Raw genomic sequence first — 26,344 nt, 5'->3', positions numbered from 1 at the left:
AGAAGCCCTGAGGGCACAGGGGAGGGCGCCCACCCGGTCGACCCGGGGGGCGCCCTCTCACCTCAGCGGCGGCGCGTCAGGCGTCGAAGCTGTCCTGGAGGCGCTCGTCCTCGTCCCGACGGCGCGAGGCCGGGTCCTGGTGCTCCGACTCGCGGCGACGCGAGGCCGGGGAGGACGGGTCGATCTCGTCCTCGTCGCGACGGCGGTCGCGGTTCTGGAACTGGTCCCGCGCCTGCTCGGCACGCTGCTTGCCCTGCTGCTGCATGCGCTCGGCCTTGTCCTGGAACTGGTCCTTCATACCCATGTGGGTTCACTCCTGTGGTGATCGGGCCCGACCGGTTCGGCCGGGCGCTCGATCAGATTCACACGAGCCGTGACCGTGCGCATGTCGATCACTTACGGACCGTAGTCGCCCTGGTGGGACGCTGTTCGTCGGCCGCTCCACCGGCGCCGACCAGGCCGATCCGCCGGCCGTTCAGCCGGTCGCCGAAGCGCCGCATCTCGCGCTGCCCGACGGTGCCGATGACGGCCGGCAGGTAGCCGCGCACGCCCTGCATGCCGCGCAGCCACCACTGCCCGTAGACGTGCGCGGAGCGGCGCTCGACGCCCTCCACCAGCCGGTCGACCGCCGGGCCCAGCGGATAGGTCTTGTTCGACGGCCAGGGCAGCCGCTGCCGCAACTCCCGCATGACGTCGTCCTGGTCCGCCCCGCGCACCATGTCGGTGTCGGTCCAGGACAGATAGCCGACGCCGACCTTCACGCCCCGGTGCCCGACCTCGCCGCGCAGGCTGTGCGCGTACGCCTCGACGCCGGACTTGGAGGCGCAGTAGGCGCTCATCATCGGGGCGGGGGTGAGGGCGGCCAGCGAGGCGATCTGGAGCAGGTAGCCGCGGCTCTCCAGCAGGGCGGGCAGGAAGGCGCGGGCGGTGACGGCCGAGCCGATCAGGTTGACCTCGATCACCCGCCGCCAGGACTCCGGGTCGGAGTCGACGAAGGGACCGCCGGTGGCCACACCCGCGTTGGCGACGACGATGTCGACCTTCCCGAACCGCTCCTCGACCTCCGCCGCCACCCGGGCCATCGCCTCGTGGTCGGTGACGTCGGCGTGCCAGTGGTCGCTGTCGCTGTGCAACCGGGCGGACACCTGCTTGAGTTCGTCCGGCTCCAGGCCGACCAGCGCGACCTTCACCCCGCGCGCGGACAGCTTGCGGGCCATCAACTCCCCGACGCCCCGCGCCGCTCCGGTGACGACGGCGACCCGCCCTTCCAGGCTCACCCTGCTCATGCGCTCTCCTCGGCGTGTACGGCGGCTTCGGCACGCTCACCGCGTGCGCTCGGTATGTAGGTGGCCGCGAGGGCCCGTATCTTCCCGCTGACCAGCTCCGGGGCCTCCACCGGCGTCATGTGGCCGAGCCCCGGGAGTTCGGTCAGGCCCACGCAGTCGGGCAGCGCGGCGGCCAGTGCGCGGGCCTGCACGGGCGGCGTCAGCCGGTCCGCCGTACCGACCACGATCTCCACCGGCATCCGCAACTCCCGTACGCCGTGGTCGAGGTCGAGCAGGTCGAGCACCTGGGACCAGCCGTGCCGCACCCGGCTCGGGCAGGCGTGCACGATGCGGGCGCAGGCGTCGACCATGTGCGGGGCGGAAGCGGGGCCCATCGTCCCGTACTTGAGGATCCGGCGGGCGAGCGGTGTGACCGGCCCGAGCGGTGCCCGGGAGCCGAGGATCCGCCGGGTCAGCCAGGTGCGTACCCGGCCCGCCCGCATCGGCAGCACGGTGGCGGACGCCACCAGGCGTGCGCTGCCCGTGCTGCACAGCAGGACGGCCGCCGCGTGCTCGCGCACCGCGGGGCGGGACGCCGCGGCCATCAGCGTCATCCCGCCCATGGAGTGCCCGACGATCACGGCCCGCTCACCCGGCGCGAGGGTGGCCGTGAGGACGGCTTCGAGGTCGTCGGCGAGCGGCTCGGTGCCGTACGCCGGGTTGACCGGGCTGCGTCCGTGGCCGCGCTGGTCGTAGGCGATGACGCGGTGGTCGACGGCCAGTGCGCGGATCTGCGCCGCCCAGAAGGCGGTGGAGCAGCACCAGCCGTGCGCGAGGACGACCGCGGGGGCGTCGTCGGGGCCGTGCACCTCGACATGGACGCGGGCCCCGTCGGCGGCGGTGACGGTCAGCTCGCGGGCGGGCACGGGCGGGGCATACGGCCCGTCGGCGACGTGCAGCAGGCAGCTCACGCGCTCACCTCGGCGTCCGCGTCGGCGGCCTTGGCCGTGGGCTCCGCGGCGGCCTTCGCGGGGCCCGGGCGCAGCACCTGGTACTCCGCGAGGTCCACGCGCCGTGTCTCCCGCCGGAACTCGGCGGTCGTGCCGGGCCAGACGGTGGTGTTGCGGCCGCTCGCGTCCAGGTACCAGCTGGTGCAGCCGCCGGTGTTCCACACCGTGCGCTTCATGCGCTCCTGCACCCGGTGGTTCCAGTTGCGCACGGCGGCGGGGCGCGGGTCGAGGGCGGTGCGGCCGCCGAGGACGTTCAACTGGCGCAGGTAGTCCGCCAGGTAGTTCAGCTGGGACTCGATCATCAGGATCATGGACGAGTTCCCGAGGCCGGTGTTGGGCCCGATGACCGTCATGAAGTTGGGGAAACCGGCCGCCGTGCCACCGCGCAGCGCCTCCATGCCCCCCTTCCAGGTCTCGGCCAGCGTCCGCCCGTCCGCGCCCACGACGCGCTCGGCGATGGGCATGTCGGTGACGTGGAAGCCGGTGCCGAAGATGATCGCGTCCGCCTCGGCCTCGGTGCCGTCGGCGGCGACCAGCGTCGACCCGCGCACCTCGCTGAGCCCGCTCGCGACCACGTCGACGTTGGGCTCGGCGAGCGCCGGGTAGTACGTGCTCGACAGCAGGATCCGCTTGCAGCCGATGCGGTAGTCGGGGGTGAGCTTGGCGCGCAGGGCCGGGTCCTTGATGGCGGCGCCCATGTTGCGCTTGGCGATCCGCTCGACGAAGCCCAGCTCGTCGGGGTGCTTGGTGAACGCCTGCACCTGGAGCTCCCGGATGCCCCACAGCAGCCCGCGGCGCAGCTTGGTGGTGACGGGCAGCGCCCGGTGCAGGGCCCGCTCGGCGCCGCTGATGGCCCGGTCCATGCGGGGCATCACCCAGGCAGGGGTGCGCTGGAAGAGGGTGAGCCGGCCCGCCTTCGGCTGGATGGACGGCACGATCTGGATGGCGGAGGCGCCGGTGCCGATCATGGCGACGCGCTTGCCGGTGAGGTCGTAGTCGTGGTCCCAGCGGGCGGAGTGGAAGACCTTGCCGGGGAAGGAGTCGAGCCCCGGGATGTCCGGGACCTTGGGGTCGGACAGCGGCCCGGTCGCGGACACCACGACGTCGGCGGTGAGCGTGCCGCGCACGGTCTCGATCTCCCACCGAAGCTGCTCGGTGTCCCACGCCATCCGCTTCACCTCCGAGTCGAAGCGGAGGTGGGGGCGCAGCCCGAAGGTGTCGGTGACGTGCTCCAGGTAGGCGCGGATGTGCTCCTGCCCGGAGAAGGTGCGCGGCCACTCGGGGTTGGGCGCGAAGGAGAAGGAGTACAGGTGGGACGGTACGTCGCAGGCGCAGCCGGGGTAGCTGTTGTCCCGCCAGGTGCCGCCGACGCTGCCGGACCGCTCCAGTACGACGAAGTCGGTGATCCCTTCGCGCCGCAGCCGTACGGCGGCTCCCAGCCCGCCGAAGCCGGACCCGATCACCGCCACCCGTACGTGTTCGTGAACCTGCTCGTGCTCGGCCATCCCGGAGCCTCCACGCTTGCCTGGACCGTCTGGAACCTGGAACCGTCTGGAACCATGCCAGTGAACACTGGCGCAATGGGAGCGTAGAGCAGGTCCGTACTCATGGGTAGGGGTCGAGCGGAGGAAAGTTACCGGCGGTACGCCATAAGGTCGTGGACGTGACGGAGAAGCGCGAATACCGCATAGAGGAACTGGCCCGGCTGGCCGGCATCACGGTGCGCACCCTGCGCTTCTACCGCGAACGCAAACTGATCCCGCCGCCCCGCCGCGAGGGCCGCATCGCCTGGTACGACGACCACCACCTGGCCCGACTGCGCACCATCGCCGCCCTGCTGGACCGCGGCCACACCCTGAACGGCATCGCGGAACTGGCCGACGCCTTCGCCCACGGCCGCGACGTCGGCGACCTGCTGGGCCTCGGCGAGCCCACCGAGGAGACCCCGGTCCACCTCACCCCCGAGGAACTCGCCGCCCGCTTCGAGGGCGAGGTCACCCCGGAGAACCTGGCCACCGCGATGGAGCTGGGCTACCTCGGCACCGACGGCGACGAACTCGTCCACATCAGCCACCGCCTGCTGGAGGTCTCCTCCGCTCTGGTCCGCGAGGGCATCCCGCTCGGCGAGGTCCTCCAGGCCGGCGCCCGCGTCCGCGAACACGCCGACGCCCTCGCCGAACTCTTCGCCGACCTGATCCTGCGCCACGCCCCGGAACCGGAATTCCACCGCCTGCGCCCGCTGGCCCGCAGCGTGGTGGAGGCGGAACTGTCACTGGCACTGGACCGGCGGACACGGAAGGGGTCGGAATAGGTCTCCGCCCCGCTCGTCAGGGGCCGTAGACCACCGTCACCGGCGCGTGGTCGGACCAGCGCTCGGCGTGCGTGGCGGCCCGCTCGACGTAGCCCTTGAGGGCCCTGGAGGCCAGCCCGGGGGTGGAGAGGTGGTAGTCGATGCGCCATCCCGAGTCGTTGTCAAAAGCCCGCCCCCGGTACGACCACCACGAGTACGGTCCCTCGACGTCCGGGTGCAGGGAGCGCACGACGTCCACGTATCCGCCCTCGGCCGGGTCGAGGACGCGGCTCAGCCACTCCCGCTCCTCCGGCAGGAAGCCGGAGTTCTTCTTGTTGGCGCGCCAGTTCTTCAGGTCGGCCTCGCGGTGGGCGATGTTCCAGTCGCCGCAGACGACGACCTCGCGCCCCTCGGCGGCGGCGCGCTCGCGCAGGCCCTTGAGGTAGGGGAGGAACTCGTCCATGAAGCGGACCTTCTCGTCCTGGCGCTCGGTGCCGACCTCGCCGGAGGGCAGGTAGAGGGAGGCGACCGTCACACCGGGCAGGTCGGCCTCGACGTAGCGGCCACCGGTGTCGAACTCGGTCGAGCCGAAACCGACGCGGACGGCGTCGGGCTCACGGCGCGTGCAGAGGGAGACGCCGGCCCGGCCCTTGGCGGCGGCGGGGGCGTGCGTCACGTGCCAGCCCTCGGGCGTACGGACGTGTTCCGGCAGTTGGTGGGGTTCGGCCCGCACCTCCTGGAGGCACAACACATCGGCGGAGGTGTCGGCGAGCCATTCAACGAAGCCCTTCTTCGCGGCGGCGCGCAGACCGTTCACGTTCACGGAGGTCACGGTGAGCACCAGGGCACGATACCGGCACACTGGACGGTGTCCCGCTCCGGATACGCATCGATATACGGTAGGAAGCATGAACATACGCCGGGTCCCCTTCGACCACCCCGACGCCGTGAAGCTCAACGACGAGGTCCAGGCCGAGTACGACGTCCGCTACGGCGACGGCGGCGACGCCACGCATCTGGACCCGTCGGACTTCGCACCCCCGAACGGCCAGTACCTGATCGCGTACGACGAGAACGACGTCCCGGTCGCCTCGGGCGGCTGGCGCAGCCAGGACGCCAACGACGAGGGCAACCTCGACGGGGACGCCGAACTCAAGCGGATGTTCGTGGTCGAGCAGGTGCGCGGGCGCGGCCTGGCCCGCCGCATCCTGGCCGCCCTGGAGGAGGACGCCCGTGCGGCGGGCCGGACCCGCATGGTGCTGGAGACCGGCACGAAGCAGCCGGAGGCCGTGGCCCTGTACACGTCCAGCGGCTACGAGCCGTGCGCGAAGTTCGGCTACTACCGCTTCCACGAGGAGAGCCTCTGCTACGCGAAGGCGCTCCAGGTCCCGTAGCCGAGGGACGGGCCTCGGCGCCACGGGACGGACCAGCCCGGGGCCGAGGCCGGGAGCGGACCCGGAGACGACGAAGGTCCCGTCCGATCGTGATGATCGGACGGGACCTTCGTCAATGTGCGTGGACCTGAGGGGATTTGAACCCCTGGCCCCCTCGATGCGAACGAGGTGCGCTACCGGACTGCGCCACAGGCCCTTGCAACGAGTGAAACTCTAGCACCCCGCCCGGCCTGCTCAAAAATCCCTTCCGGCTACTCGTTGGCCGCCCGGGGACGGTCGCCGTCCTCGTACTGGTCGAAGAGCGGCGTGCGGCCCCGCTCCCTGGCCCGGCGGGCCGACGCGGCGCGGCGGGCGTCGCTGCGACCCGGCGTCTCCGCCCGTTCCTCGGCCGGTGCGGCCGCCGGACGCTCCCGGTCCGGGTCGGCGGCCCGGGCGGCGGGGGCGGCGTCCTCCTGGTCGGGGGCGACGGCGCTGGAGCGGGCCGAGCTCCACGCGTCCGGCGCCGCGAGGTCCACGTCGGGCGTGGCGCGGGGGGCGACCGGGGCGGTGACGTAGGTGGGCAGGGGCACCGGGACCGGGTCCCAGCTGTCGCCCTGCGGGCGCCCGCGGCGTTCGCGCTGCTGGTCGACCCACTCGGCGTGGTCGGTCTGCTCGACCAGCGCCCGCCGGTCCGCGGCGAGCGCCGACATCCCGGCGCCGGGCTCCGCCTCGGGCCCCTCGTCCGGCTCTTCGGCGTCGAAGTCGCCGAGGGTGCCGGGGGCGGCGGGGGCGGGCCCGCGCCGACGCGGGCGGGGGTCGCGGTCACGCAGTCGCTGTGCGGCGATCTCGGCCTGGCGGCGGTCCATCTGGAAGGCGAAGCGGCGGCGCTCCTGTGCGCGCAGATGGGCAATGTAGGCACTGAGCAGCACCGCGGGCACTCCTGGTGCCCACAGGAACGCGAGCCCGCCGACCGCCGCGACGACCGCGCCGAGCGTGAAGGCGAGGAAGAGCATCACCGTCGTACGCCGACGGCGTGCGAGCGCCTTGCTGCGCCGGGCCCGTGCCGCGGCCGCCGGTGAGAGGGGTGCGCGCCGGGCCTGCGGCACCCGTGCCCGCGCCGGTGCCGCGCCGGTGCCGGCCGAGTCGCCGGGTTCCGGGGACGGTCCGGGTCTCGGGCCGCGCTCGGGTCCGCCGGTCTGCGGGCGCGCCGTTTCGGGCCGCTCCGCCGCCTGCCGCAGTGGGGCGGGCCGGGTGTGGCGTCGGGTCCTGGACACGGCGAAGGCCCGGACGTCCACCGAGTCGGTGACGGCGTCCGGGGCGTCGGCGTCGGGCCCCGCCTCGTCGGCGGAGCGCGACCGCAGGTCCTTGGCGTACCGGCGCTCCATGCCCGCCCGTCCGGACAGGAGCCGGATGGCGGTGCTGAAGCGTTCCGTCGGACGGGCCTCGTTCAGCTCGTCCTGCCTACGGAGCCACATCGGCACCAAGTAGGCGGCCCAGGCCCCGACGATGACTGCGTAGATGAGGCCGCTGCTGCTCACGCCTCACACGGTAGAGGGGTTTGCGTGAGGCCATCCGCCAATTGAGCCGGTGTGTCGCACGATCTGGCTGATATTTCGAACTTTTCTTGTGACTGATCCGATCAGCCGACCACCAGGACCGCGAAATTATCCGCTTCCGGATGGTCGCGACCCGCTCAATTTCGAACGTTTATTCAATTCCCGGGACTGCCGGTGCTGCCGGTGCCGCCGGTCGTGCCGCTGTTCCCGGCGTTCGGCGCACTGCGGTGCCGTGACCGGTGCCATCGCCGCAGCATGCCTTCCGGAACCTCTTCCGCGGTGAGCGCGAAGACGAGGTGGTCCCGCCAGGCTCCGTCGATGTGCAGATATCGCGGCCTGAGACCCTCCTCGCGGAATCCGAGTTTCTCCACGACCCGGCGGCTGGGCGCGTTCTCGGGGCGAATACACACCTCGACGCGATGCAGTCCGACGGTGCGGAAACAGTGGTCCACGGCCATCGCCACGGCCGTGGGCATCACCCCGCGGCCGGCCACCGCCTCGTCCACCCAGTAGCCGACGTGTCCGGAGCACATCGAGCCCCAGGTGATGCCGGCCACCGTCAACTGGCCGACCAGCCGCCCCTGGTACTCGATGACGAAGGGCAGCATCCGGCCCGCGTGGGCCTCGGACCTCAGATGCCGCACCATCTGCCGGTAGGTGGGCCGGTGCGCGATGGGGCCGCCGGGGCCGGGCGGTGGGATGGTGGCCTCCCACGGGCGCAGCCAGTCCCGGTTGCGCCGGTTGACCTCGCGCCAGCTCCGCTGGTCGCGCAGCCTTATCGGCCTCAGGACGATGTCGCCGTCCCTCAGCTCGGCGGGCCAGGAGGGGCTGTTCAGCTCGCACCCCCACCGCTGGCGGGTCTCGGGTGGTCGCCGCCGCGGAGCTGGTCCACGGCGTGCTTCAGCAGCGGCTCCAGCACGGCGAGGCCGTCCTTCACTCCGCCGGAGGAGCCCGGCAGGTTGACGATCAGCGTCCCGTCCGCCACTCCGGCCAGGCCCCTGGACAGCGCCGCGGTCGGCACCTTGTCCCGGCCGTACGCCCGGATCGCCTCCGCGATGCCCGGCACCTCGTAGTCGATCACCGCCCGGGTGGCCTCGGGGGTGCGGTCGGTGGGCGAGACGCCGGTGCCGCCGGTGGTGACGATCACGTCGTAGCCCGCTTCGGCGCCCGCGCGGAGGGCGGCCTCCACGGGGTCGCCGTCGGGGACGACCCGGGGTCCGTCGACGTCGAAGCCGAAGCGGCGCAGCCCCTCGGCGATCAGCGGCCCGCCCCTGTCCTCGTAGACACCGGCGGCGGCCCGGTTGGACGCCGTGACGACCAGGGCGGCGTACGGCCCGAGGAGGGCCCCTCCCGCGCCGTCGTCCAGCGTCATGACCTGGTCCAGTCGCCGGACTTGCCGCCCGTCTTCTGCTCCACCCGCACGTCCGTGATCACCGCTCCCTTGTCGACGGCCTTGACCATGTCGACCACGGTGAGCGCGGCGACGGAGACCGCGGTGAGCGCCTCCATCTCGACGCCCGTGCGATCCGTCGTCCTGACCGTGGCGGTGATCTCCACGGCGTCGTCCGCGACCGACAGGTCCAGTTTCACACCGGACACCGACAACGGGTGGCACAAGGGGATCAGGTCGGGGGTGCGCTTGGCGCCCATGATGCCCGCGATCCTGGCGGTGGCCAGGGCGTCGCCCTTCGGCACGCCCTCGCCGCGCAGCAGCTCGACCACGCGGGGCGCGACGAGGACGCGTCCGGTGGCGCGGGCGGTGCGTGCGGTCACGTCCTTGCCGGACACGTCGACCATCCGGGCGGCGCCCGCCTCGTCGATGTGTGTCAGCCGGCCTTGCGGGTCCTGTCCGCTCCTCGGCGGTCGGTCCTGCGTACTCATGCTCGTGTGGCGCTCCCGGTCCTGGCCCGGCGCGGTGCGGCGCGTGGGCCTGCTGTGCGCGACACGGTACCGCCATCGGGCTCCGCTCAGCCGAGCAGGACCACCTCGACCTCGGCGCCGGGCTCCACGGACTCGGTGTCCTCGGGGACGACGATCAGCGCGTTCGCGTGCGCGAGGGCGGCCACGAGGTGGGAGCCGGAGCCGCCGACCGGGGTGACCGATCCGTCGGCGTGGCTGCCCCGCAGGAACTGCCGGCGGCCCTTCGGCGAGGTCAGTGCCTTGTCGGCGGCCAGGGACGCGGTGACCGTCGGACGGTGGACGTCGGGCAGGCCCATGAGGGTGCGGATCGCGGGACGCACGAACAGCTCGAAGGAGACGTACGACGACACCGGGTTGCCGGGCAGGGCGAGCAGCGGGGTGTGGTCGGGACCGATGGAACCGAAGCCCTGGGGCTTGCCTGGCTGCATGGCGAGCTTGCGGAAGTCCACGCCACCGCCGGGCTCGTCCTCGTCGCCGACGTGTGCCAGCGCCTCCTTGACCACGTCGTACGCCCCGACGCTCACGCCGCCGGTGGTGACCATCAGGTCGGCGCGCACCAGTTGGTCCTCGATGGTGGACCGCAGGGTCTCGGCGTCGTCGGCGACCGCGCCCACCCGGTAGGCGATGGCGCCGGCGTCGCGGGCGGCCGCGGTGAGGGCGAAGCTGTTGGAGTCGTAGATCTGACCGGACGCCAGCTGCTCGTCGGGCTGGACGAGTTCGCTGCCGGTGGAGAGCACCACCACGCGCGGGCGCGGGCGCACCCGTACCGTGCCCCGGCCGATCGCGGCGAGCAGGCCGATCTGCGGCGGGCCGAGGACGGTGCCGGCCGCCAGGGCGCGGTCGCCGGAGCGCACGTCGCTGCCCTGCGCGCGGACGTGCGCGCGTGCCTCGGCCGGCCGGTACACGTGGACGTGGCCCTCGGCGCCCTCCGGGGCGAGGCTGCGGGCGCGCATGCCCGCCACGGGACCTTCGCCGAGTCCGCCGTCGGTCCATTCGACGGGGACGACGGCCTCCGCGCCGGGCGGGAGCGGGGCGCCGGTCATGATGCGGGCGGCCTGGCCGGGGCCCACCGTGATCAGGTCGGCCTGGCCGGCGGCGACGTCCCCGACGACCTCCAGGACGGCGGGGAACTCCTCGCTGGCGCCCGCGACGTCGGTGACCCGCACCGCGTACCCGTCCATGGAGCTGTTGTCGAACGGTGGCAGGGACAGCGGCACCGTGATGTCGTCGACCAGGACGCACCCCTGGGCGTCGAGCAGGTTCAGCTCGATCGGGTCCAGGGGGCGGACGGTGGCGAGGACGTCGTCCAGGTGATCCTGCACCGACCACAGCCGGTCCGGGCCGGGGCCCGCGGCGGCGTGGTCGTGACCGGTGTCACGGTGTGCGCTGCTGCTCAACGTCCTTACATCTCCTCGGCTACGTAACTGCGAAGCCAGGTCCGGAAGTCCGGGCCCAGGTCTTCACGTTCGCATGCGAGTCTGACAATGGCACGCAGGTAGTCGCCGCGGTCGCCGGTGTCATAGCGGCGGCCCTTGAAGACGACGCCGTGCACCGGGCCGCCCACGGACTCGTCTTCAGCGAGCTGCTGGAGGGCGTCGGTCAGCTGGATCTCGCCGCCCCGGCCGGGCTCGGTCTTGCGCAGTATGTCGAAGATGTGCGGGTCGAGGACATAACGGCCGATGATGGCGTAGTTGGACGGGGCGTCGGCCGGGTCCGGCTTCTCGACCAGTCCGCCGACCTTGACGACGTCGCTGTCCTCGGTGCTCTCCACGGCCGCGCAGCCGTAGAGGTGGATCTGCTCCGGCGCGACCTCCATGAGGGCGATCACACTGCCGCCGTACTGCTCCTGGACGTCGATCATGCGCTGGAGCAGCGGGTCGCGCGGGTCGATGAGGTCGTCGCCGAGCAGGACCGCGAAGGGCTCGTGGCCGACGTGCGGGGCAGCGCACAGCACGGCGTGGCCGAGGCCCTTGGGGTCGCCCTGGCGGACGTAGTGCATCATCGCGAGGTCGCTGGACTCCTGGACCTTGGCCAGGCGGCCCGCGTCGCCCTTCTTCTGGAGGGCGGACTCCAGTTCGTAGTTGCGGTCGAAGTGGTCTTCCAGGGGGCGCTTGTTGCGGCCCGTGACCATGAGGACGTCGCCGAGGCCCGCGGCCACGGCCTCTTCGACCACGTACTGGATCGCCGGCTTGTCGACGACCGGCAGCATCTCCTTGGGAGTGGCCTTGGTGGCCGGCAGGAACCGGGTACCGAGACCGGCTGCTGGGATGACAGCCTTGCTGATCCTGGGGTGGGACTGAGTCATGCGCGCCACCATATCCGGTGCCTATAGGGAGAATCTGTGACTCGGGATCATAGGCGCTCATATGAGCGCATTAGCGCGGTACGGGAGTCACCGATGTCTCATCTCGGCCCTGTGGACGAACCTGACAAGCGGACGTTGCGGCGGGGTTTCCTCGCGGCGAGGAACAGGTTGACGCCGGACGACCTGCGGGAAGCCGCCCAGGCGCTGGCCGGGCGGGCGCTCGGGCTGCCGGAGGTGGCGGGGGCGCGCGCCGTGGCGGCGTACGTCTCCGTGGGCGCCGAGCCGGGCACCCTCGCGCTCCTGGACGCGCTGCGCGCGCGGGGGGTGCGCGTCCTGCTGCCCGCGCTGCTGCCGGACAACGACCTGGACTGGGGCGAGTACACCGGAGAGGACTCCCTCGCGCGCGTGCGGCACGGCGGGCGGATGGAGCTGTACGAGCCCGCCGGTGAGCGTCTGGGGCCGGACGCGGTGACGCGGGCGGACGTCGTGCTGCTGCCCGGGGTCGCGGTGGACGGCCGCGGCCTGCGCCTGGGGCGCGGTGGCGGCTCGTACGACCGGGTGCTGGCGCGGCTGGAGGCGGCGGGCGCGCGCCCCGCGCTGCTGGTGCTGCTGTACGACCGGGAGGTCGTCGCGCACGTCCCCGCGGAGCCGCACGACCGGCCGGTGGACGCGGTGGTGACGCCGTCGGGGGTGCGCAGGTTCCGCTGACCGCCGGGCGGAGACGGGAAACGGCCTCCACGCGCGCGTGGAGGCCGTTCTCGTGCGACGGGTGCGGGGCTACGGCTTGAGCACCAGCGTGTCGCTCGTGCTCTCGTCGACGGCCTTCCTCGAGAAGGACCACGGCAGCAGTTCGCCGTTCGCCCACTTGTCGGTCTGGTCGGTGTAGTGGGCGCTGTAGGCGTGTCCGGAGGCGCCGGTGAGGTTGATCCAGCGGGACTTGTCGAGGTCGCCGAGGTTGACCACCATCCGCATGGACGGCACCCAGATCACCCCGTAGCCGCCGGCCGCGTTCCAGCCGGAGGCGTTGACCGCCGCCTCGCCGCCGCTGAGCTTCCAGGGGCCGCGGTTGAGGGCGTACTTCAGGAAGCCGGGGCCCTCGGTGCCCAGGGTCTGGTTCTTCAGGAACAGGCGGTGCAGCCGGCCCCAGTTCCAGGTGTCGATGTCCTTGCCGAGCTTGGCGGTCAGCTCCCAGCGGGCGTCGATCATGGCGCGCTTGAACAGGTCGTCGCGGTTGTGGTCGGCGCCCTTGCGGGTGCCCGAGGCGGGCGTCGTCCACCAGTCGCTCTTGGGCTTCTCCATCAGCGTGCGGACCACCTCGAACCAGCGGTCGCCGCCGTCCGGCTGCGCCTGGCCGGCGTCGCGCTGGCCGCACTCGCGGACCTTGTTGGTCTCGTCCGCCGGGCCGGTGGTGTTGACCGGGTCGACCCACAGGCACTGGCCCTCGGCCCGCAGCTCCTTGGGCAGCTTGTTGCCGAAGGCGAGCTTGAGGATGTTGCGCCAGACGGCGTTGAAGTAGGCGGCGGCGGCCGAGTCGGCGTCCTGGGTGTAGTCCCAGCCCTCCAGCAGTTTCTGCGCCTCGCGGACGTCCTTGTCGGCGATGTCGATCTTCAGCAGCTGGGGCACGAGCAGCTTGGCCATCTCGCTGCTGTTGTCCAGCTGCATCTGGCGCATGTCGTCGGTGGAGATCTTGCCGCCGTCCTTGATCTTCTGCTCGATCAGGGAGGTGATGCGCTGGCTGCGGGCGCCGTAGCCCCAGTCCGTGGTGAGCGTGTACGGGTACTTGTCCTCGTCGACGACGGCCTGGTTGGCGGTCACGATGTAGCCGCGCTCCGGGTCGTACTCGTAGGGCAGCTCGTCCTGGTCGATGTACTCGCCGGTCCAGCGGTACTTGGAGTTCCAGCCCGGCGCCGGGACCGAGCCGTCGTGGCCCTCGGCGCGCACCGGGATCCGGCCGGGCAGCGTGTAGCCGATGTGCTCGCTGTCGGCGTAGACCAGGTTCTGCGAGGGCACGTCGAACAGCGCGGCGGCCTCGCGGAAGTCGTCCCAGTTCTGGGCCCGGTCGATCGCGAAGACGGCGTCCATGCTGGTGCCCGCCTCCAGCGCCGTCCAGCGCAGGGCGACGCCGTAGCCGTCGCCGCGGTCGGGGGCGGAGCTGTCGACGGTGGCCTTCTTGCCGGTCTTCACCAGTTCGTCGTCGCGGTCGGAGAGCAGGGGTCCGTTGTTGGTCTCGCGCACGACGATCTTCTTGGGATCGCCGCCGGCGACCTTGATGGTCTCCTCGCGCGTCTCGAAGGGGATCACCTTGCCGTCGTACTGGTAGCCCTCGCCGGTGATCTTCTCCAGGTAGAGGTCGGTGACGTCGGCGCCGGAGTTGGTCAGGCCCCAGGCGATCTCCTGGTTGTGGCCGATGACCACGCCGGGCATGCCCGCGAAGGTGTAGCCGGCCACGTCGTACCGGCACTTGTCGGAGACGGTGCGGCAGTGCAGGCCCATCTGGTACCAGACCGAGGGCAGGGACGGCGACAGGTGCGGGTCGTTGGCCAGCAGCGGCTTGCCGGTGATGGTGTGCTTGCCGGAGACGACCCACGAGTTGGAGCCGATGCCGTTGCCGTTCACACCGACGGCGGTGGGGACGTCGTCCAGGACGTCCTGGAGCCCGGACAGTTGCCCCTGGAGAGCATTGCCGGACCCGGACCCGGACCCGGAGCCGGTTCCCGTACCTGTACCCGTGCCCGTACCGGTTCCGGTGCCCGTGCCGGTGCCGTCGCCCTCGCCGCCGCTCGACGCGCCGCCGCCGTCGAAGGTCTGCGTGAGGTCGTCGTACTGGCCCTCCTGGACGATCGCCTTGTTGCGGTCGTACGGGTAGGCCGGGTAGAGGTCGGCGATCTGCTTGGGGCCGAGGCGGCTGGTCATCAGCGCGCGGTCGACCTCGTCCTGCATGTTGCCGCGCAGGTCCCAGGCCATCGCCTTCAGCCAGGCCACCGAGTCGACCGGGGTCCACTCCTGGGGCTTGTAGTCGTTGGTGAACCCGAGGGCCGCGTACTCCAGGGAGATGTCCGCGCCGTCCTTGCCCTTCAGGTAGGCGTTGACGCCCTTGGAGTACGCCTGGAGGTACTTCTTGGTGGAGTCCGAGAGCTTCTCGTCGTACTCCTTCTTCGCCACCCGGTGCCAGCCCATGGTGCGCAGGAACTCGTCGTTGTCGATCTGGCTCTTGCCGAACATCTCCGACAGGCGGCCCGCGGTCATGTGCCGGCGGACGTCCATCTCGTAGAACCGGTCCTGCGCCTGGACGTAGCCCTGCGCCATGAACAGGTCCTCGTCGGTGGAGGCGTAGACCTGCGGGATGCCGTACCCGTCGCGCTTGACGTCGACCGGACCCGACAGGCCGTCCAGCGTGATCGAGCCCTTGGTCTGCGGGAAGGACGCGCGGACGGTGCTGACCGACCAGTACCCCCCGTAGGCGAGGCCGCCGATGATGGCCAGGACCAGCACCAGGACGAGCAGCCGGCCCTTGCGCCCCTTCTTCCTGCCGGACGTCCGGGACGTGCCGGACTGGTGACCCGTGGAGGCGGTGGTGGTGGGGGGCATCGCTGTCCTTGCTGTCCTAACACGAGCGGCAGGGGCGGGCTGTGCTTCGTACGGAGGCTGAGCGCTGAGCGCCGAGCGCTGGAGCAACTGTAGGCGCAGACCCGGCGCCGCCTTGACGCGGAGTCGGGTACCGGGACGCACGAGCGTTCGATCTTGCCAAGCCGAGCGTCAAGAAAGCGTCAAGAGTTAGGTAAGGTAACGAAGTAGTTGCCCGCAGAGCACGGCGGATTCGTGTGCCATAGGGGGTGCGCCGGTGTACGCCTCGCGCGCCGAGCGGGCGCGCTCGTCCGCGCTGTGCTTCATGCTGTGCGCCAGGGAAGGGAACGGCCGCTGACTGTCCACCACCTCAACCAGCTCCTGCTCGTCTGCTCGCTCGTCCTGCTCATCGCCGTGGCGGCGGTCCGGATCTCCTCGCGCAGCGGGCTCCCCAGCCTGCTCGTCTACCTGGCCATCGGTGTCGCCATGGGCCAGGACGGCATCGGCGACATCAAGTTCGACAACGCCGAACTGGTCCAGGTCATCGGCTACGGGGCCCTCGTGGTGATCCTGGCCGAGGGCGGGCTCGGCACGAAGTGGAAGGAGGCGAAACCGGCCCTCCCGGCCGCCTCCGCGCTGGCCCTGGGCGGGGTCGCGGTGAGCGTCGGCGTGACCGCGGCGGGCGCGCACTACCTGACCGGGCTGGAATGGCGGCAGGCGCTGATCGTCGGGGCCGTGGTCTCCTCCACGGACGCCGCGGCCGTCTTCTCCGTGCTGCGCCGGATTCCGCTGCCCACGCGGATAACGGGCACGCTGGAGGCCGAGTCCGGCTTCAACGACGCCCCGGTGGTCATCCTCGTGGTCGCCTTCTCCACGGCCGGCCCGATCGAGCACTGGTACGTGCTCATCGGCGAGATCGCCCTGGAGCTGGCCATCGGCGCGGCCATCGGACTCGCGATCGGCTGGCTGGGGTCGTGGGGACTGAAGCACGTGGCGCTGCCCGCCTCCGGCCTCTACCCCATCGCCGTCATGTCGATCGCCATCGCCGCCTACGCGGCCGGCGCGATGGCCCACGGCAGCGGCTTCCTGGCCGTCTACCTCGCCTCGATGGTCATGGGCAACGCGCGGCTGCCGCACTGGCCCGCCACCCGGGGATTCGCCGACGGACTCGGCTGGCTCGCCCAGATCGGCATGTTCGTCCTGCTCGGCCTGCTGGTCACCCCGCACGAGCTGGGCGACGACATCCTGCCCGCCCTGGTCATCGGACTGGTGCTCACCATGGTCGCGCGGCCGCTGAGCGTCGTACTGTGCCTGGTGCCGTTCCGGGTGCCGTGGCAGGAGCAGGCGCTGATGTCGTGGGCCGGGCTGCGCGGCGCGGTGCCCATCATCCTGGCGACGATCCCCATGGTGGAGGGCGTCACGGGCAGCCACCGCATCTTCAACATCGTCTTCGTCCTGGTCGTCGTCTACACCCTGGTCCAGGGGCCGACGCTGCCGTGGCTGGCCCGCCAGCTGCACCTGGGCAAGGGCGACGAGGCGGCCGACCTCGGCATCGAGTCCGCTCCCCTGGAGCGGCTGCGCGGCCATCTGCTGTCGGTGACGATCCCCGAGGGCTCGAAGATGCACGGCGTCGAGGTCAGCGAGCTGCGGCTGCCCACCGGGGCCGCCGTCACCCTCGTCGTCCGCGACGGAACGTCCTTCGTACCGCTGCCGACCACGGGGCTGCGCCGCGGCGACGAACTCCTGGTGGTCGCCACGGACCCGGTCCGGGACGCCGCCGAGGCGCGGCTGCGCGCGGTCGGCCACGGCGGCAAGCTGGCCGGCTGGCTGGGCACCGGGGGTACGGAAGACGCCCGCGGCAATCGCAGGTGACCGTACGAGGGGTGCCCCCTTTCACAGGCCGCACCCGTCCTGTCCCCTGTACGATGAAGGCCGCACCTGATCGAACCACCTCTGTCTGAAGCAGAGCTGGCGCGACCGTATGGCGGTCGGATCGCCCCCTCATCCCCGTGGGCTCCGGCATCTACCGCAGTCCGCGCAAGTGGACAGCTCTCGGCGCTCCCGCACGACGACCACACGAAGCGGGGCTCGCGCTACCAGGCGGCAGAAAGGCACGGGCCGTGGCATCCACGGTCACCCGTCCGGGATACGGGCAGCTGCTGCGCACCCGCGGCGCCTGGACGTTCCTGCTCCCCGGCTTCGCGGCTCGCCAGCCGTTCGCCATGCTCACGCTCTCCATCGTGCTGCTGGTGCAGCACACCACCGGCTCCTACGGCGTCGCCGGCGCCGCCGCGGCCGTCACCGGCGTCTCGATGGCCGTGTTCGCCCCGTACAGCGGCCGGCTCGCCGACCGTTACGGCCAGCGCGCCGTCCTGCTGCCCGGCGTGCTCGTGCACACGGCGTCCGGCCTGACCCTGACCGCCCTCGCGCTCACGGACGCGCCCCTGTGGGCGCTGTTCCTCGCGGCGGTGCCCACCGGTGCCTCGGTGCCGCAGGTCGGGCCCATGGTGCGGGCCCGCTGGGCGGTGACGCTCAAGGACTCCCCCCTGATGAGCACGGCGGCCGCCTTCGAGTCCGTCACCGACGAGCTGACCTTCGTCCTCGGCCCGCTGCTGGCGACCGCCCTGTGCACCGCCGTCGACCCCGCCGCGGGCCTGGTCACGGAGGCCGCGCTCACCCTGGTGGGCGGTCTGCTGTTCGCCGCGCAGAAGAGCACCCAGCCGCAGGTCGGCGGCGCCGACGGCGGCCACGCGCGCGTGGAGCACGTTTCCGCGCTGCGGGTCCCCGGCGTGCGGGTGCTGATCGTCGCCTTCCTGGGCATCGGTTCCGTCTTCGGCGGCATGCAGGTGTCGCTGGCGGCATTCACCGAGTCGATCGGCGAGCCCGGTCTGAACGGCGTCCTGTACGGCGTCTTCGCGGCGGGCAACATGATCTCCGGCCTGGCCTGCGGCGCCATCGCCTGGAAGGTGGCCCCGCAGCAGCGCCTCCTGGTCGGCTACGCCGCTCTCGCACTGACCGCGTCCGGCCTGTGGGCCGCGCACTCGGTGCTCGTCCTTGCGGGCCTCGGTCTGCTGGTCGGCATGTGTGTCGCGCCCGCCATCGTCACCGGCTACACCCTGGTCGAGGGCCTGGTCCCGGCGGGCGCCCGCACCGAGGCCTTCACCTGGCTGACCGGTGCCGTCGCACTGGGCCAGGCGGCGGCCGTGACCGTCGCCGGACAGCTGGAGGACCGGTTCTGGGACGGCGCCGGATTCCTGGTGCCGATGGGCGGCACGGTCCTGGCGCTGGCGGTCCTGGTGGCGCTGCGCTCGCGGCTGGCGCCGCGGTCCCACGGCCGCACGGTCGCACGTGGTGTCGGTCACCGCGCGCCCGCCGCAGTGGACTGATCCCGAGGAATAGGTCACTATAGACCGTCGTTAGCACTCATCGAGTGAGAGTGCCAGGAGGAAGACAGTGCCGACGTACCAGTACCAGTGCACCGAGTGCGGCGAGGGCCTCGAGGCGGTGCAGAAGTTCACCGATGACGCCCTCACCGAATGCCCGAACTGCCAGGGCCGCCTGAAGAAGGTGTTCTCGGCGGTCGGCATCGTCTTCAAGGGCTCCGGTTTCTACCGCAACGACAGCCGCGGCAGCTCGTCGAGCAGCTCGCCGGCGTCGTCGTCCTCGAAGGCGGCCTCGTCCTCGGCTTCTTCGTCGTCCTCGGACTCGGGTTCGTCGTCGTCCTCGTCGTCCTCCTCGGGTTCCGGCAGCTCCTCCGCGGGCTCCACCGCCGCGTAGCACCCGCTTCTGCCCGCCCGCACGGGACCCCTTCCTTACGAGACCCTGTCGTCGTCCGACGACGGGGTCCTCGGCGTGGTGCGGGGCGGTTAGGGTGCGGGCATGGCGAACAAGGTGACGGCCCGGAACGCGCAGGCCGAGAATGTGCAGGCCGAGATCGGCGTGATCGGCGGCTCCGGGTTCTACTCGTTCCTCGACGACGTCACCGAGGTCCGGGTGGACACCCCGTACGGGCCGCCCAGCGACTCCCTCTTCCTCGGCGAGGTCGCCGGCCGGCGGGTCGCCTTCCTCCCCCGGCACGGCCGCGGCCACCATCTGCCGCCGCACCGGATCAACTACCGCGCCAATCTGTGGGCGCTGCGCTCGGTGGGCGCGCGCCAGGTCTTCGGCCCGTGCGCCGTCGGCGGCCTGCGCCCCGAGTACGGGCCGGGCACGCTGCTGGTGCCGGACCAGTTCGTCGACCGCACGAAGTCCCGCCCGTCGACCTACTTCGACGGGCTGCCGATGCCCGACGGCTCGGTGCCCAACGTGGTGCACGTGTCGCTGGCCGACCCGTACTGCCCCACCGGGCGGGCCGCCGCGCTGAAGGCGGCCCGGGGTCAGGACTGGGAACCCGTCGACGGCGGCACCCTGGTCGTGGTCGAGGGGCCCCGCTTCGGGACCCGCGCGGAGTCCCTGTGGCACCGGGCGCAGGGCTGGTCGGTGGTGGGCATGACCGGCCACCCGGAGGCGGCCCTCGCCCGTGAGCTGGAGCTCTGCTACACCTCGCTGACCCTCGTGACCGACCTCGACGCGGGCGCCGAGAGCGGCGAGGGCGTCTCGCACGAGGAGGTGCTGCGGGTGTTCGCGGCGAACGTGGACCGGCTGCGGGGCGTGCTGTTCGACGCGGTGGCCGCGCTGCCGGCGACCGGGGAGCGGGACTGCCCGTGCGGGACGGCGCTGGGCGGGATGGATCCGGGGATCGCGCTGCCGTAGGGGCCGCGGGCGGGGACGGGACTTGGAACGGCCCGTTCCGGTGAGGGAGTTGTCCACAACCGGTGGGTGATCCACGGGCTTCGGCGGGACGCGGCGAGAAGCCTCATCGTGGGAGCGCAAGCCGGTCCCTCGTCACAGGTGGTGGTCACCGTGTTCCGTCCCGCCCTGCCCTCCTCGGTCGCTCCCCCGCTTCCGCCCGGCACCGACGCCCCGCCCACCCGCGAGGTGCCGCACTTCGCGCCGGTGCGGGTGCGCGGCGGGCACCGTGCCCTGCACCGGCTCGTGGCGCACCGACGGCGTGCCCTGGCCGCCGGACTCGCGGTCACCGCCGCCGCGCTGGTGGCGGCGGGCCCGCATCCGGGGACCGGCGGGCAGGACACGCGACGGGCTCGCGGACACCCGGTGGCCGATCCCGTGGGCGAGCGGCACGGCACCCGGCTCGTGGCGGCGCCGGTGCGCATCGCCGACGCGGGCACGGTGCGGCTGCTCAGGCCGGGCGACCGGGTCGACGTCGTCGCGACCGGCGACGGCGGTGCGGGCGACGCCTCCGTGCTCGCGCGCGGTGTGCGGGTGACGAAGGTGCCGGAGCCCGTGGCGGATCCGTCGGCGGGCGGGGCGCTGGTCGTCGTCTCGGTGCCGCGCGCCACCGCCCACCGGCTGGTGGGCGCGGCTACCACGGAACGGCTGGCGGTGACCCTGTGCTGAGCCGGTCAAGTCGTTCGTTCGAGGGATCGGATTGGACAGGACGGCCCAACGCTGTCGTAGGTTGCGGAGCGTTTGGTTCCTACACCTGTTCAAGCGAGGAGTGCTCCCACCGTGAGCGAGAAGAAGGAGCCGAGCGTCTGGCAGGGCTTCAAGGCCTTCCTGATGCGCGGCAACGTCATCGACCTGGCGGTGGCGGTCGTCATCGGCGCCGCCTTCACCAAGATCGTCAACTCGGTGGTGGAGGGGGTCATCAACCCGCTGGTCGGGGCGTTCGGCACGCAGAGCCTGGACAGCTACAGTTCCTGTCTGAAGGGCCCGTGCACCGGGACCGGCGACAGCGCGACGGGCGTGCGGATCCTGTGGGGCCACGTGCTGGGTGCCACCCTCACGTTCCTGATCACCGCGGCCGTCGTCTACTTCCTGATGGTGCTGCCCATGTCGAAGTACCTGGCCCGGCAGGAGGCCCGCCGCAAGGCGAAGGAGAGCGCCGAGGAGGTCATCGAGGTCTCCGAGCTGGAGGTGCTCAAGGAGATCCGCGACGCGCTGGTCGCCCAGCGCGGTTCGGGACACGACCGCTCGTAGCGCTCGCGTCCGCGGTTCACAGGTGGTGGGGCGGCTTCTCGTCGAGGAAGCGCTTCAGGTCGGCCGCGCTGTCGCCCTCGGGCCGCTCGCCCCAGCCGCGGTCGGTGTCGTCCGAGCTCTGCTGGTCCAGCGGGTCGTCGAAGACCAGTGCGGGCCTGGGCGCGCGGGGCTCGGGTTCGGGGGTGGTACTCATGCTCCCAGGGTACGGCTCGCCCCGTGGGCGACGTCCCGTCCGCCCCGCTCGTCCCGGCGGTGGGGGTCCGCAAGCACGTCCGCACCGTCTCTGCTGTGCTGGGAGCCATGATGTCCAGTTCCTCTTCCGCGAGCGCGCCCGCCGGGCCGCCGCCCGACAGCCACCCTCCGGTGCGCCGGCTGAAAGCCCGCCACCGGCACGAACCGCACCGCGTCGCCACGCCGCTGGAGCTCTTCTTCGACCTCTGCTTCGTCGTCGCCATCGCCCAGGCGGGCGTCCAGCTGGTGCACTCCGTCGCCGAGGGGCATGCCGGCGAGGGCGTCCTCAACTACGCGATGGTCTTCTTCGCCATCTGGTGGGCGTGGATGAACTTCACCTGGTTCGCCTCGGCCTACGACAACGACGACGTCCTCTACCGGGTCGTCACGCTGCTCCAGATCGCCGGTGTGCTGGTCCTGGCGGCCGGGGTCTCCCGGGCCTTCGAGGACCACGACTGGGTGGCCGTCGTCATCGGCTACGTGATCATGCGGGTCGCCCTGGCGACGCAGTGGCTCAGGGCGGGCCGGTTCGCGGCACCGCCGGAGAGCACCATGGCCCGGAGATACTCGGTCGGCGTGCTGCTCTGCCAGATCGGCTGGCTGGGGCTGCTGTTCCTGCCGGAGGGCGGCCGCGGCTGGCTGTTCCTGGTGATGGTGGTGCTGGAGCTGTGCGTGCCGGCGTTCGCCGAGCGCAAGCACTCGTCGTCCTGGCATCCGCACCACATCTCCGAGCGGTACGGGCTGCTCACGATCATCGTGCTCGGCGAGACCATCGCCGCGGCCACGGTCGCGGTGAAGTCGGGCATCGAGGAGAACGACGCGCTGGGCGAGGTGCTCCCGATCGCGGCCGGCGGACTGCTGATCGTCTTCGCGGCCTGGTGGATCTACTTCGTGGTGCCCGTCCACAGTTATCTGAGGTCCAGCAGACAGTCCTTCCTGTGGGGTTACGGCCACTACCTGGTCTTCGCCTCGGCGGCGGCGATCGGGGCGGGGCTGGAGGTGGCGGTGGAGCAGGCCGTGGGCAAGGCGCACCTCTCCACACCGGCGGCGTCGGCCGCGGTGACCCTGCCGACGGCGGTGTTCCTGATCACGGTGTGGGCGTTGCACGCGCGGCACTTCAAGGTGGGCGTCGCCGAGCAGCTCGTGCTGCCGACGGCCGCGGTCCTGGTGCTCGGCTGCACCTTCCTCGGTGCCGAGGCGGTGCTCGTGGCGGGGGTCGTCCTGGCCCTGACCGTGGCGGCCGGGGTGGCGCTGACCGCACGGCGTACCGAGAGGGAGCGGCGCACGACGGCTCCGGCCGCCTGAGGCGCTGCCGGGCCCCGCCGGCTCCCGCGCCGCCGTCGGTTCCCGCCCCGTCGCCGGTTCCCTTCCTCTCAACGGTGGCTGGACGAGACTGGCGGTATGACAGTTGACGCATTGACGGACGTCGCCGGTCTGCTGGTGGGGCATGCGACGCGTGCCGGGGACGGGTGGCTCACGGGGACGACGGTGGTACTCGCGCCGGAGGGCGGGGCGGTCGCCGGTGTGGATGTGCGCGGCGGCGGCCCCGGCACCAAGGAGACCGACGCCCTCGATCCGCGCAACCTCGTGCAGAAGGTCCAGGCGGTGGTGCTGACCGGCGGCAGCGCCTACGGGCTGGACGCGGCCTCGGGCGTGATGGCCTGGCTGGAGGAGCGGGGGCGCGGGGTGCGGGTCGGTCCTGACCCGGCGCACGTGGTGCCGGTGGTGCCCGCGGCCTGTGTCTTCGACCTGGGGCGCGGGGGCGACTTCCGGGCCAGGCCGGACGCGGCCACCGGCTACGCGGCGGCGGAGGCGGCGCACGCGAGCACGCCGGGCGCGGCAGTGGCCGAGGGGTGTGTCGGGGCGGGCACGGGCGCCGTGGTCGGCACGCTGAAGGGCGGTGTGGGCACCGCGAGCACCGTGCTGGACTCGGGGGTCACGGTGGCGGCGCTGGTGGTGGCCAACGCGGCGGGGTCGGTGACGGACCCGGAGACGGGGGTGCTGTACGGGGAGTTGTTCCGGGGCGGGCCGGTCAAGTATCCGGCGCCGGAGGTCCACGGGGCCGCGGGGCGTCGGCTGGCCGAGGTGGCGGCGAGGAACGCGCCGCCGCCGCTGAACACCACGCTCGCCGTGGTCGCCACCGACGCCGGCCTGTCCAAGGCGCAGGCGCAGAAGCTGGCCGGCACCGCGCACGACGGCATCGCGCGTGCCGTACGGCCCGTGCATCTGCTCAGCGACGGGGACACGGTGTTCGCCCTGGCGACCGGGGCGCGTCCGCTCGACGCCGGGCAGCCGCTCGCGCTGAACGAGGTGCTGGCGGCGGGCGCGGACGTGGTGACGCGGGCGATCGTGCGCGCGGTGCGGGCCGCCGACCCGGTGGACGGTCCGGGCGGGGCCTGGCCGTCGTACGGGGAGCTGTACGGCGAGGTGCGACGAGAGGGGTGAGGAGCGGCGCTCGCGGCGGCCTACGGAGGTGCGTTCAGGGGCAGTTGACTCGGCCGCGTTGCGATTGTCCGGGTTTTGTCACGTGTCGGCGTTCCGGGCGGCCGGTGGGAACCCCACGGGCCGCCGGACACCTCTACACGGCTGAAACGAACACCCGCACCACATCCGAACCTGGAGCAGCCCGTGACAACGCCGGACATAGCCACGCGGCGCGTACTGGGGGCCTGTGCCGCCCTGGTGGTCGGCGCCCTCACCCTCACCGCCTGCGGCGGAAGCGCCAGCGCCGACGACAAGAACGACGGCAAGGGCGGCGCCGGGTCCGCCGACACCTCGGTCGCGAAGCTCGTGATCTCGGCCAAGGACGGGTCGACCGGCGCCTCGATCAACTCGACCGGTGTGAAGGTCAGCGACGGCAAGCTGACCGAGGTGAAGATGACCGTCGCGGAGACGGGTGCCACCGTGCCGGGCGCGGTGTCCGGCGACGGCGGCAACTGGAAGCCGAAGGAGCAGCTGGAGCGGGGCACGAAGTACCGGATCACGGCGCAGGCGAAGGACGACAACGGCCGCACGGCCGCCGCCGACTCGGTCTTCACGACCGTCTCCTCGGACAACAGCTTCGTCGGCACGTACACCCCGGACGGCGGCAGCACGGTCGGGGTGGGCATGCCGGTGTCGTTCACCTTCGACAAGGCGATCAGCGACAGGAAGAGCGTGCAGTCGCACATCACGGTCACCTCCAGCAGCGGGCAGGAGGTGGTCGGGCACTGGTTCGGCGGGCAGCGGCTCGACTTCCGGCCCCAGGAGTACTGGAAGGCCGGTTCCAAGGTCACGATGAAGATCGACCTGGACGGGGTGCAGGGCGCGAACGGCATCTACGGCGTGCAGAAGAAGACCGTCACCTTCACCGTGGGACGCTCGCAGGTCTCCACGGTGGACGTGAACACGCAGACCATGACGGTGGTGCGCGACGGCAAGACCCTCAAGTCGGTCCCGATCTCGGCGGGCAGCGCCTCGAACCCGACGTACAACGGGCAGATGGTGATCTCGGAGAAGTCCGAGCAGACCCGGATGAACGGGTCGACGGTCGGGTTCGGCGGCGAGTACGACATCCCGGACGTGCCCCACGCGATGCGGCTGAGCCAGTCCGGCACCTTCATCCACGGCAACTACTGGTACAACCGCGGCAATCCGCCCTTCGGCGCCCAGGGCACCAGCCACGGCTGCGTCGGACTGGCGGACGCCCAGGGCGCGCAGGGCGACACCCCGGGCAAGTGGTTCTACGACAACTCGCTCATCGGGGACGTCGTCATCGTCAAGAACTCCCCGGACGACACGGTCGCGCCGGACAACGGCCTCAACGGCTGGAACATGCCCTGGAGCGAGTGGACCGCCCAAAGCGCCGGTTGATCGGCCTGTGAGCAGGCAATTTTGACGGTTCGTCGGGCCGCGCGGAAACTTTTCGCGCGGCCCCCGCGTTTTTCGTGCGTACGTTTTCTCGGTTCCCGGACATGATGTCCGACCGAGGGGCTACGGTATGCACCCACAAGGTGACATGCAGCAACGCCGGGAGAAACCTTGAGCGTTCCGTACGAGGCGGCAGCGTACGAACCACCCGAGTCGCCCGAGTCTCCGGAGGAGCACCTCATGCGGCTGCTCGGACGTGCCCTGAACTCATTCGAGCTGCCCGACGAGACCCTGCGGCGACTGGACTGCGCGCTGGCGCACGACGGTTCGCTGCACTCCGCGCACCACAGCGCGGGGCTGCACCGCGAGACGTACCGGCACACCTGGCTGCTCGCCGACGGTTCGGCGCTCACACTGTGGGAGCTGGTCCACAACACCGCCCCGGGCAGCGAGCCGCAGCACGAGGTCTACGTGGACGAGGAGGAGCTGCGCGCCGCCGGCTCCCGGCTGGCCCTGCCGCCCGACACCCCCGATTTCGAGCTGCCGGTGCAGGTGCAGCTTTCGCCCGTGCCCACCCCGCGCCACGCCTACGTCCCCGACGCCTCCGCGGACCACGCCCGCCGGCTGCTGCGCCGCGCGGAGAACGCGGACCGGCCCGACGCCGACCTCGCCGACCGGCTGTCGACGGCGTGCGGGCACCAGATCTCCCAGGCCTTCGGCGGTCCCGGCCGCACGGGCCGCGCCCGGATCGGCTTCTCGCTCTATGAGCACGCGTTCCTGCTGCGCGACGGCGCGGAGGTCTCCCTGTGGGAGGTGGAGCACACGGCCACACCGGACGGGCGCCACATGTGCGAGGTGTACGCCAGCGAGGACACGGCCCGCCGGGCGATGGAGCGGCGCGCGGCGCAGGTCTCCCCGTAGCGCGCCCTGCTTCCCGTAGCG

Annotated in this window: 26 protein-coding genes and 1 tRNA gene; 13 read left to right on the top strand and 14 right to left on the bottom strand. The window is 72.0% G+C overall.

Annotated elements, in window-relative coordinates; translation table 11 throughout:
* Positions 1–76: 76 nt before the first annotated feature.
* The 4 genes from BZZ08_RS10095 to BZZ08_RS10080 all read right to left on the bottom strand — a co-directional run bounded on the left by BZZ08_RS10095 (position 77) and on the right by BZZ08_RS10080 (position 3,780).
* Complete coding sequence (locus BZZ08_RS10095) at positions 77–304, bottom strand: hypothetical protein (RefSeq protein WP_104631821.1); 228 nt, start codon at positions 302–304, stop codon at positions 77–79.
* 88 nt (positions 305–392) lie between these two features.
* Entirely contained in the window at positions 393–1,286 is an 894-nt protein-coding gene (locus BZZ08_RS10090; protein ID WP_052839279.1) for an SDR family oxidoreductase, read from the bottom strand.
* Entirely contained in the window at positions 1,283–2,236 is a 954-nt protein-coding gene (locus tag BZZ08_RS10085; RefSeq protein ID WP_104631820.1) for an alpha/beta fold hydrolase, read from the bottom strand. Before BZZ08_RS10085 ends, BZZ08_RS10090 begins: the two co-directional genes overlap by 4 nt.
* Positions 2,233–3,780 carry a flavin-containing monooxygenase gene (locus BZZ08_RS10080; protein ID WP_104631819.1) on the bottom strand — a complete coding sequence of 516 codons (1,548 nt, stop codon included), beginning with the start codon at positions 3,778–3,780 and terminating at the stop codon, positions 2,233–2,235. Before BZZ08_RS10080 ends, BZZ08_RS10085 begins: the two co-directional genes overlap by 4 nt.
* A gap of 158 nt (positions 3,781–3,938) precedes the next feature.
* Between BZZ08_RS10080 and BZZ08_RS10075 the strand changes: the two genes are divergently transcribed.
* The gene (locus BZZ08_RS10075; RefSeq protein WP_104631877.1) at positions 3,939–4,586 is read left to right on the top strand and encodes a MerR family transcriptional regulator; all 648 of its coding nucleotides are present in this window, start codon (positions 3,939–3,941) and stop codon (positions 4,584–4,586) included.
* Between the two features lie 16 nt (positions 4,587–4,602).
* On the opposite strand, the gene BZZ08_RS10070 is transcribed toward BZZ08_RS10075, so the two are convergent.
* The gene (locus tag BZZ08_RS10070; protein ID WP_241965422.1) at positions 4,603–5,406 is read right to left on the bottom strand and encodes an exodeoxyribonuclease III; all 804 of its coding nucleotides are present in this window, start codon (positions 5,404–5,406) and stop codon (positions 4,603–4,605) included.
* A 67-nt stretch (positions 5,407–5,473) separates the two neighbouring features.
* Here BZZ08_RS10070 and BZZ08_RS10065 point away from each other — a divergent pair, with 67 nt between their 5' ends.
* Positions 5,474–5,959, top strand: a complete 486-nt coding sequence (locus BZZ08_RS10065) for a GNAT family N-acetyltransferase (protein WP_104631817.1) — start codon at positions 5,474–5,476, stop codon at positions 5,957–5,959.
* A 122-nt stretch (positions 5,960–6,081) separates the two neighbouring features.
* Here the strand turns inward: BZZ08_RS10065 and BZZ08_RS10060 are convergent.
* The 7 genes from BZZ08_RS10060 to galU form a co-directional block, all read right to left on the bottom strand.
* Positions 6,082–6,155: transfer RNA gene (locus tag BZZ08_RS10060), tRNA-Ala, on the bottom strand.
* A 55-nt stretch (positions 6,156–6,210) separates the two neighbouring features.
* The gene (gene sepX, locus BZZ08_RS10055) at positions 6,211–7,476 is read right to left on the bottom strand and encodes a divisome protein SepX/GlpR (protein ID WP_104631816.1); all 1,266 of its coding nucleotides are present in this window, start codon (positions 7,474–7,476) and stop codon (positions 6,211–6,213) included.
* Positions 7,477–7,649: 173 nt separating this feature from the next.
* Positions 7,650–8,330, bottom strand: coding sequence for a GNAT family N-acetyltransferase (locus BZZ08_RS10050; protein WP_198601395.1), 681 nt, complete (start codon positions 8,328–8,330; stop codon positions 7,650–7,652).
* Entirely contained in the window at positions 8,327–8,866 is a 540-nt protein-coding gene (locus tag BZZ08_RS10045; RefSeq protein ID WP_104631814.1) for a MogA/MoaB family molybdenum cofactor biosynthesis protein, read from the bottom strand. The genes BZZ08_RS10050 and BZZ08_RS10045 overlap by 4 nt, the downstream gene beginning before the upstream one ends.
* Complete coding sequence (moaC, locus tag BZZ08_RS10040; protein WP_104631813.1) at positions 8,863–9,375, bottom strand: cyclic pyranopterin monophosphate synthase MoaC; 513 nt, start codon at positions 9,373–9,375, stop codon at positions 8,863–8,865. Before moaC ends, BZZ08_RS10045 begins: the two co-directional genes overlap by 4 nt.
* Before the next feature lie 86 nt (positions 9,376–9,461).
* Positions 9,462–10,811: a molybdotransferase-like divisome protein Glp gene (glp, locus tag BZZ08_RS10035; RefSeq protein WP_446750245.1), complete on the bottom strand. Its 1,350-nt coding sequence runs from the start codon at positions 10,809–10,811 to the stop codon at positions 9,462–9,464.
* A gap of 5 nt (positions 10,812–10,816) precedes the next feature.
* Positions 10,817–11,719, bottom strand: a complete 903-nt coding sequence (gene galU, locus BZZ08_RS10030; protein WP_104631812.1) for a UTP--glucose-1-phosphate uridylyltransferase GalU — start codon at positions 11,717–11,719, stop codon at positions 10,817–10,819.
* Between the two features lie 93 nt (positions 11,720–11,812).
* Here galU and BZZ08_RS10025 point away from each other — a divergent pair, with 93 nt between their 5' ends.
* Positions 11,813–12,427 carry a 5-formyltetrahydrofolate cyclo-ligase gene (locus BZZ08_RS10025; RefSeq protein WP_104631811.1) on the top strand — a complete coding sequence of 205 codons (615 nt, stop codon included), beginning with the start codon at positions 11,813–11,815 and terminating at the stop codon, positions 12,425–12,427.
* 69 nt (positions 12,428–12,496) lie between these two features.
* Here BZZ08_RS10025 and BZZ08_RS10020 read toward each other — a convergent pair whose 3' ends face one another.
* Complete coding sequence (locus BZZ08_RS10020; RefSeq protein ID WP_104631810.1) at positions 12,497–15,307, bottom strand: penicillin acylase family protein; 2,811 nt, start codon at positions 15,305–15,307, stop codon at positions 12,497–12,499.
* A gap of 306 nt (positions 15,308–15,613) precedes the next feature.
* Here BZZ08_RS10020 and BZZ08_RS10015 point away from each other — a divergent pair, with 306 nt between their 5' ends.
* The 6 genes from BZZ08_RS10015 to mscL all read left to right on the top strand — a co-directional run bounded on the left by BZZ08_RS10015 (position 15,614) and on the right by mscL (position 21,322).
* A complete protein-coding gene (locus tag BZZ08_RS10015; RefSeq protein WP_241965421.1) occupies positions 15,614–17,155 on the top strand; it encodes a potassium/proton antiporter in 1,542 nt (513 codons plus the stop codon).
* A gap of 248 nt (positions 17,156–17,403) precedes the next feature.
* On the top strand, positions 17,404–18,669 hold the full coding sequence (locus tag BZZ08_RS10010; protein ID WP_104631808.1) for an MFS transporter: 1,266 nt from the start codon (positions 17,404–17,406) through the stop codon (positions 18,667–18,669).
* Positions 18,670–18,736: 67 nt separating this feature from the next.
* Positions 18,737–19,060, top strand: a complete 324-nt coding sequence (locus tag BZZ08_RS10005; protein WP_104631807.1) for an FmdB family zinc ribbon protein — start codon at positions 18,737–18,739, stop codon at positions 19,058–19,060.
* A 102-nt stretch (positions 19,061–19,162) separates the two neighbouring features.
* Entirely contained in the window at positions 19,163–20,035 is an 873-nt protein-coding gene (locus BZZ08_RS10000) for an S-methyl-5'-thioadenosine phosphorylase (RefSeq protein WP_104631806.1), read from the top strand.
* A gap of 225 nt (positions 20,036–20,260) precedes the next feature.
* Positions 20,261–20,740 carry a hypothetical protein gene (locus tag BZZ08_RS09995; RefSeq protein WP_104631875.1) on the top strand — a complete coding sequence of 160 codons (480 nt, stop codon included), beginning with the start codon at positions 20,261–20,263 and terminating at the stop codon, positions 20,738–20,740.
* A gap of 111 nt (positions 20,741–20,851) precedes the next feature.
* Complete coding sequence (gene mscL, locus BZZ08_RS09990) at positions 20,852–21,322, top strand: large conductance mechanosensitive channel protein MscL (protein WP_104631805.1); 471 nt, start codon at positions 20,852–20,854, stop codon at positions 21,320–21,322.
* Positions 21,323–21,338: 16 nt separating this feature from the next.
* Here mscL and BZZ08_RS09985 read toward each other — a convergent pair whose 3' ends face one another.
* Positions 21,339–21,515 carry a hypothetical protein gene (locus BZZ08_RS09985; protein WP_104631804.1) on the bottom strand — a complete coding sequence of 59 codons (177 nt, stop codon included), beginning with the start codon at positions 21,513–21,515 and terminating at the stop codon, positions 21,339–21,341.
* Positions 21,516–21,625: 110 nt separating this feature from the next.
* Between BZZ08_RS09985 and BZZ08_RS09980 the strand changes: the two genes are divergently transcribed.
* The 4 genes from BZZ08_RS09980 to BZZ08_RS09965 all read left to right on the top strand — a co-directional run bounded on the left by BZZ08_RS09980 (position 21,626) and on the right by BZZ08_RS09965 (position 26,323).
* Entirely contained in the window at positions 21,626–22,858 is a 1,233-nt protein-coding gene (locus BZZ08_RS09980; protein ID WP_198601393.1) for a low temperature requirement protein A, read from the top strand.
* Positions 22,859–22,954: 96 nt separating this feature from the next.
* Positions 22,955–23,998, top strand: coding sequence for a P1 family peptidase (locus BZZ08_RS09975; RefSeq protein WP_104631802.1), 1,044 nt, complete (start codon positions 22,955–22,957; stop codon positions 23,996–23,998).
* Positions 23,999–24,181: 183 nt separating this feature from the next.
* The gene (locus BZZ08_RS09970; RefSeq protein WP_104631801.1) at positions 24,182–25,405 is read left to right on the top strand and encodes a L,D-transpeptidase; all 1,224 of its coding nucleotides are present in this window, start codon (positions 24,182–24,184) and stop codon (positions 25,403–25,405) included.
* Positions 25,406–25,573: 168 nt separating this feature from the next.
* Complete coding sequence (locus BZZ08_RS09965; RefSeq protein WP_198601385.1) at positions 25,574–26,323, top strand: DUF6227 family protein; 750 nt, start codon at positions 25,574–25,576, stop codon at positions 26,321–26,323.
* Positions 26,324–26,344: the final 21 nt, after the last annotated feature.

It is taken from the genome of Streptomyces sp. MH60 (genome assembly GCF_002939385.1).
Taxonomy (GTDB): Bacteria; Actinomycetota; Actinomycetes; order Streptomycetales; family Streptomycetaceae; genus Streptomyces.
Note: the sequence above shows the minus strand (reverse complement) of the source record. Positions and strands in the feature narration are given on the sequence as shown.

Bases quoted from the DNA above. Each gene is read 5' to 3' on its own strand.
- BZZ08_RS10065 (WP_104631817.1), top strand. From the start codon at position 5,474: ATGAACATACGCCGGGTCCCCTTCGACCACCCCGACGCCGTGAAGCTC.
- BZZ08_RS10095 (WP_104631821.1), bottom strand. From the start codon at position 304: ATGGGTATGAAGGACCAGTTCCAGGACAAGGCCGAGCGCATGCAGCAG.
- BZZ08_RS10090 (WP_052839279.1), bottom strand. From the start codon at position 1,286: ATGAGCAGGGTGAGCCTGGAAGGGCGGGTCGCCGTCGTCACCGGAGCG.
- BZZ08_RS09985 (WP_104631804.1), bottom strand. From the start codon at position 21,515: ATGAGTACCACCCCCGAACCCGAGCCCCGCGCGCCCAGGCCCGCACTG.
- BZZ08_RS09975 (WP_104631802.1), top strand. From the start codon at position 22,955: ATGACAGTTGACGCATTGACGGACGTCGCCGGTCTGCTGGTGGGGCAT.
- BZZ08_RS10080 (WP_104631819.1), bottom strand. From the start codon at position 3,780: ATGGCCGAGCACGAGCAGGTTCACGAACACGTACGGGTGGCGGTGATC.
- BZZ08_RS09980 (WP_198601393.1), top strand. From the start codon at position 21,626: ATGTCCAGTTCCTCTTCCGCGAGCGCGCCCGCCGGGCCGCCGCCCGAC.
- BZZ08_RS10025 (WP_104631811.1), top strand. From the start codon at position 11,813: ATGTCTCATCTCGGCCCTGTGGACGAACCTGACAAGCGGACGTTGCGG.
- galU (WP_104631812.1), bottom strand. From the start codon at position 11,719: ATGACTCAGTCCCACCCCAGGATCAGCAAGGCTGTCATCCCAGCAGCC.
- BZZ08_RS10000 (WP_104631806.1), top strand. From the start codon at position 19,163: ATGGCGAACAAGGTGACGGCCCGGAACGCGCAGGCCGAGAATGTGCAG.
- moaC (WP_104631813.1), bottom strand. From the start codon at position 9,375: ATGAGTACGCAGGACCGACCGCCGAGGAGCGGACAGGACCCGCAAGGC.
- BZZ08_RS10045 (WP_104631814.1), bottom strand. From the start codon at position 8,866: ATGACGCTGGACGACGGCGCGGGAGGGGCCCTCCTCGGGCCGTACGCC.
- BZZ08_RS10020 (WP_104631810.1), bottom strand. From the start codon at position 15,307: ATGCCCCCCACCACCACCGCCTCCACGGGTCACCAGTCCGGCACGTCC.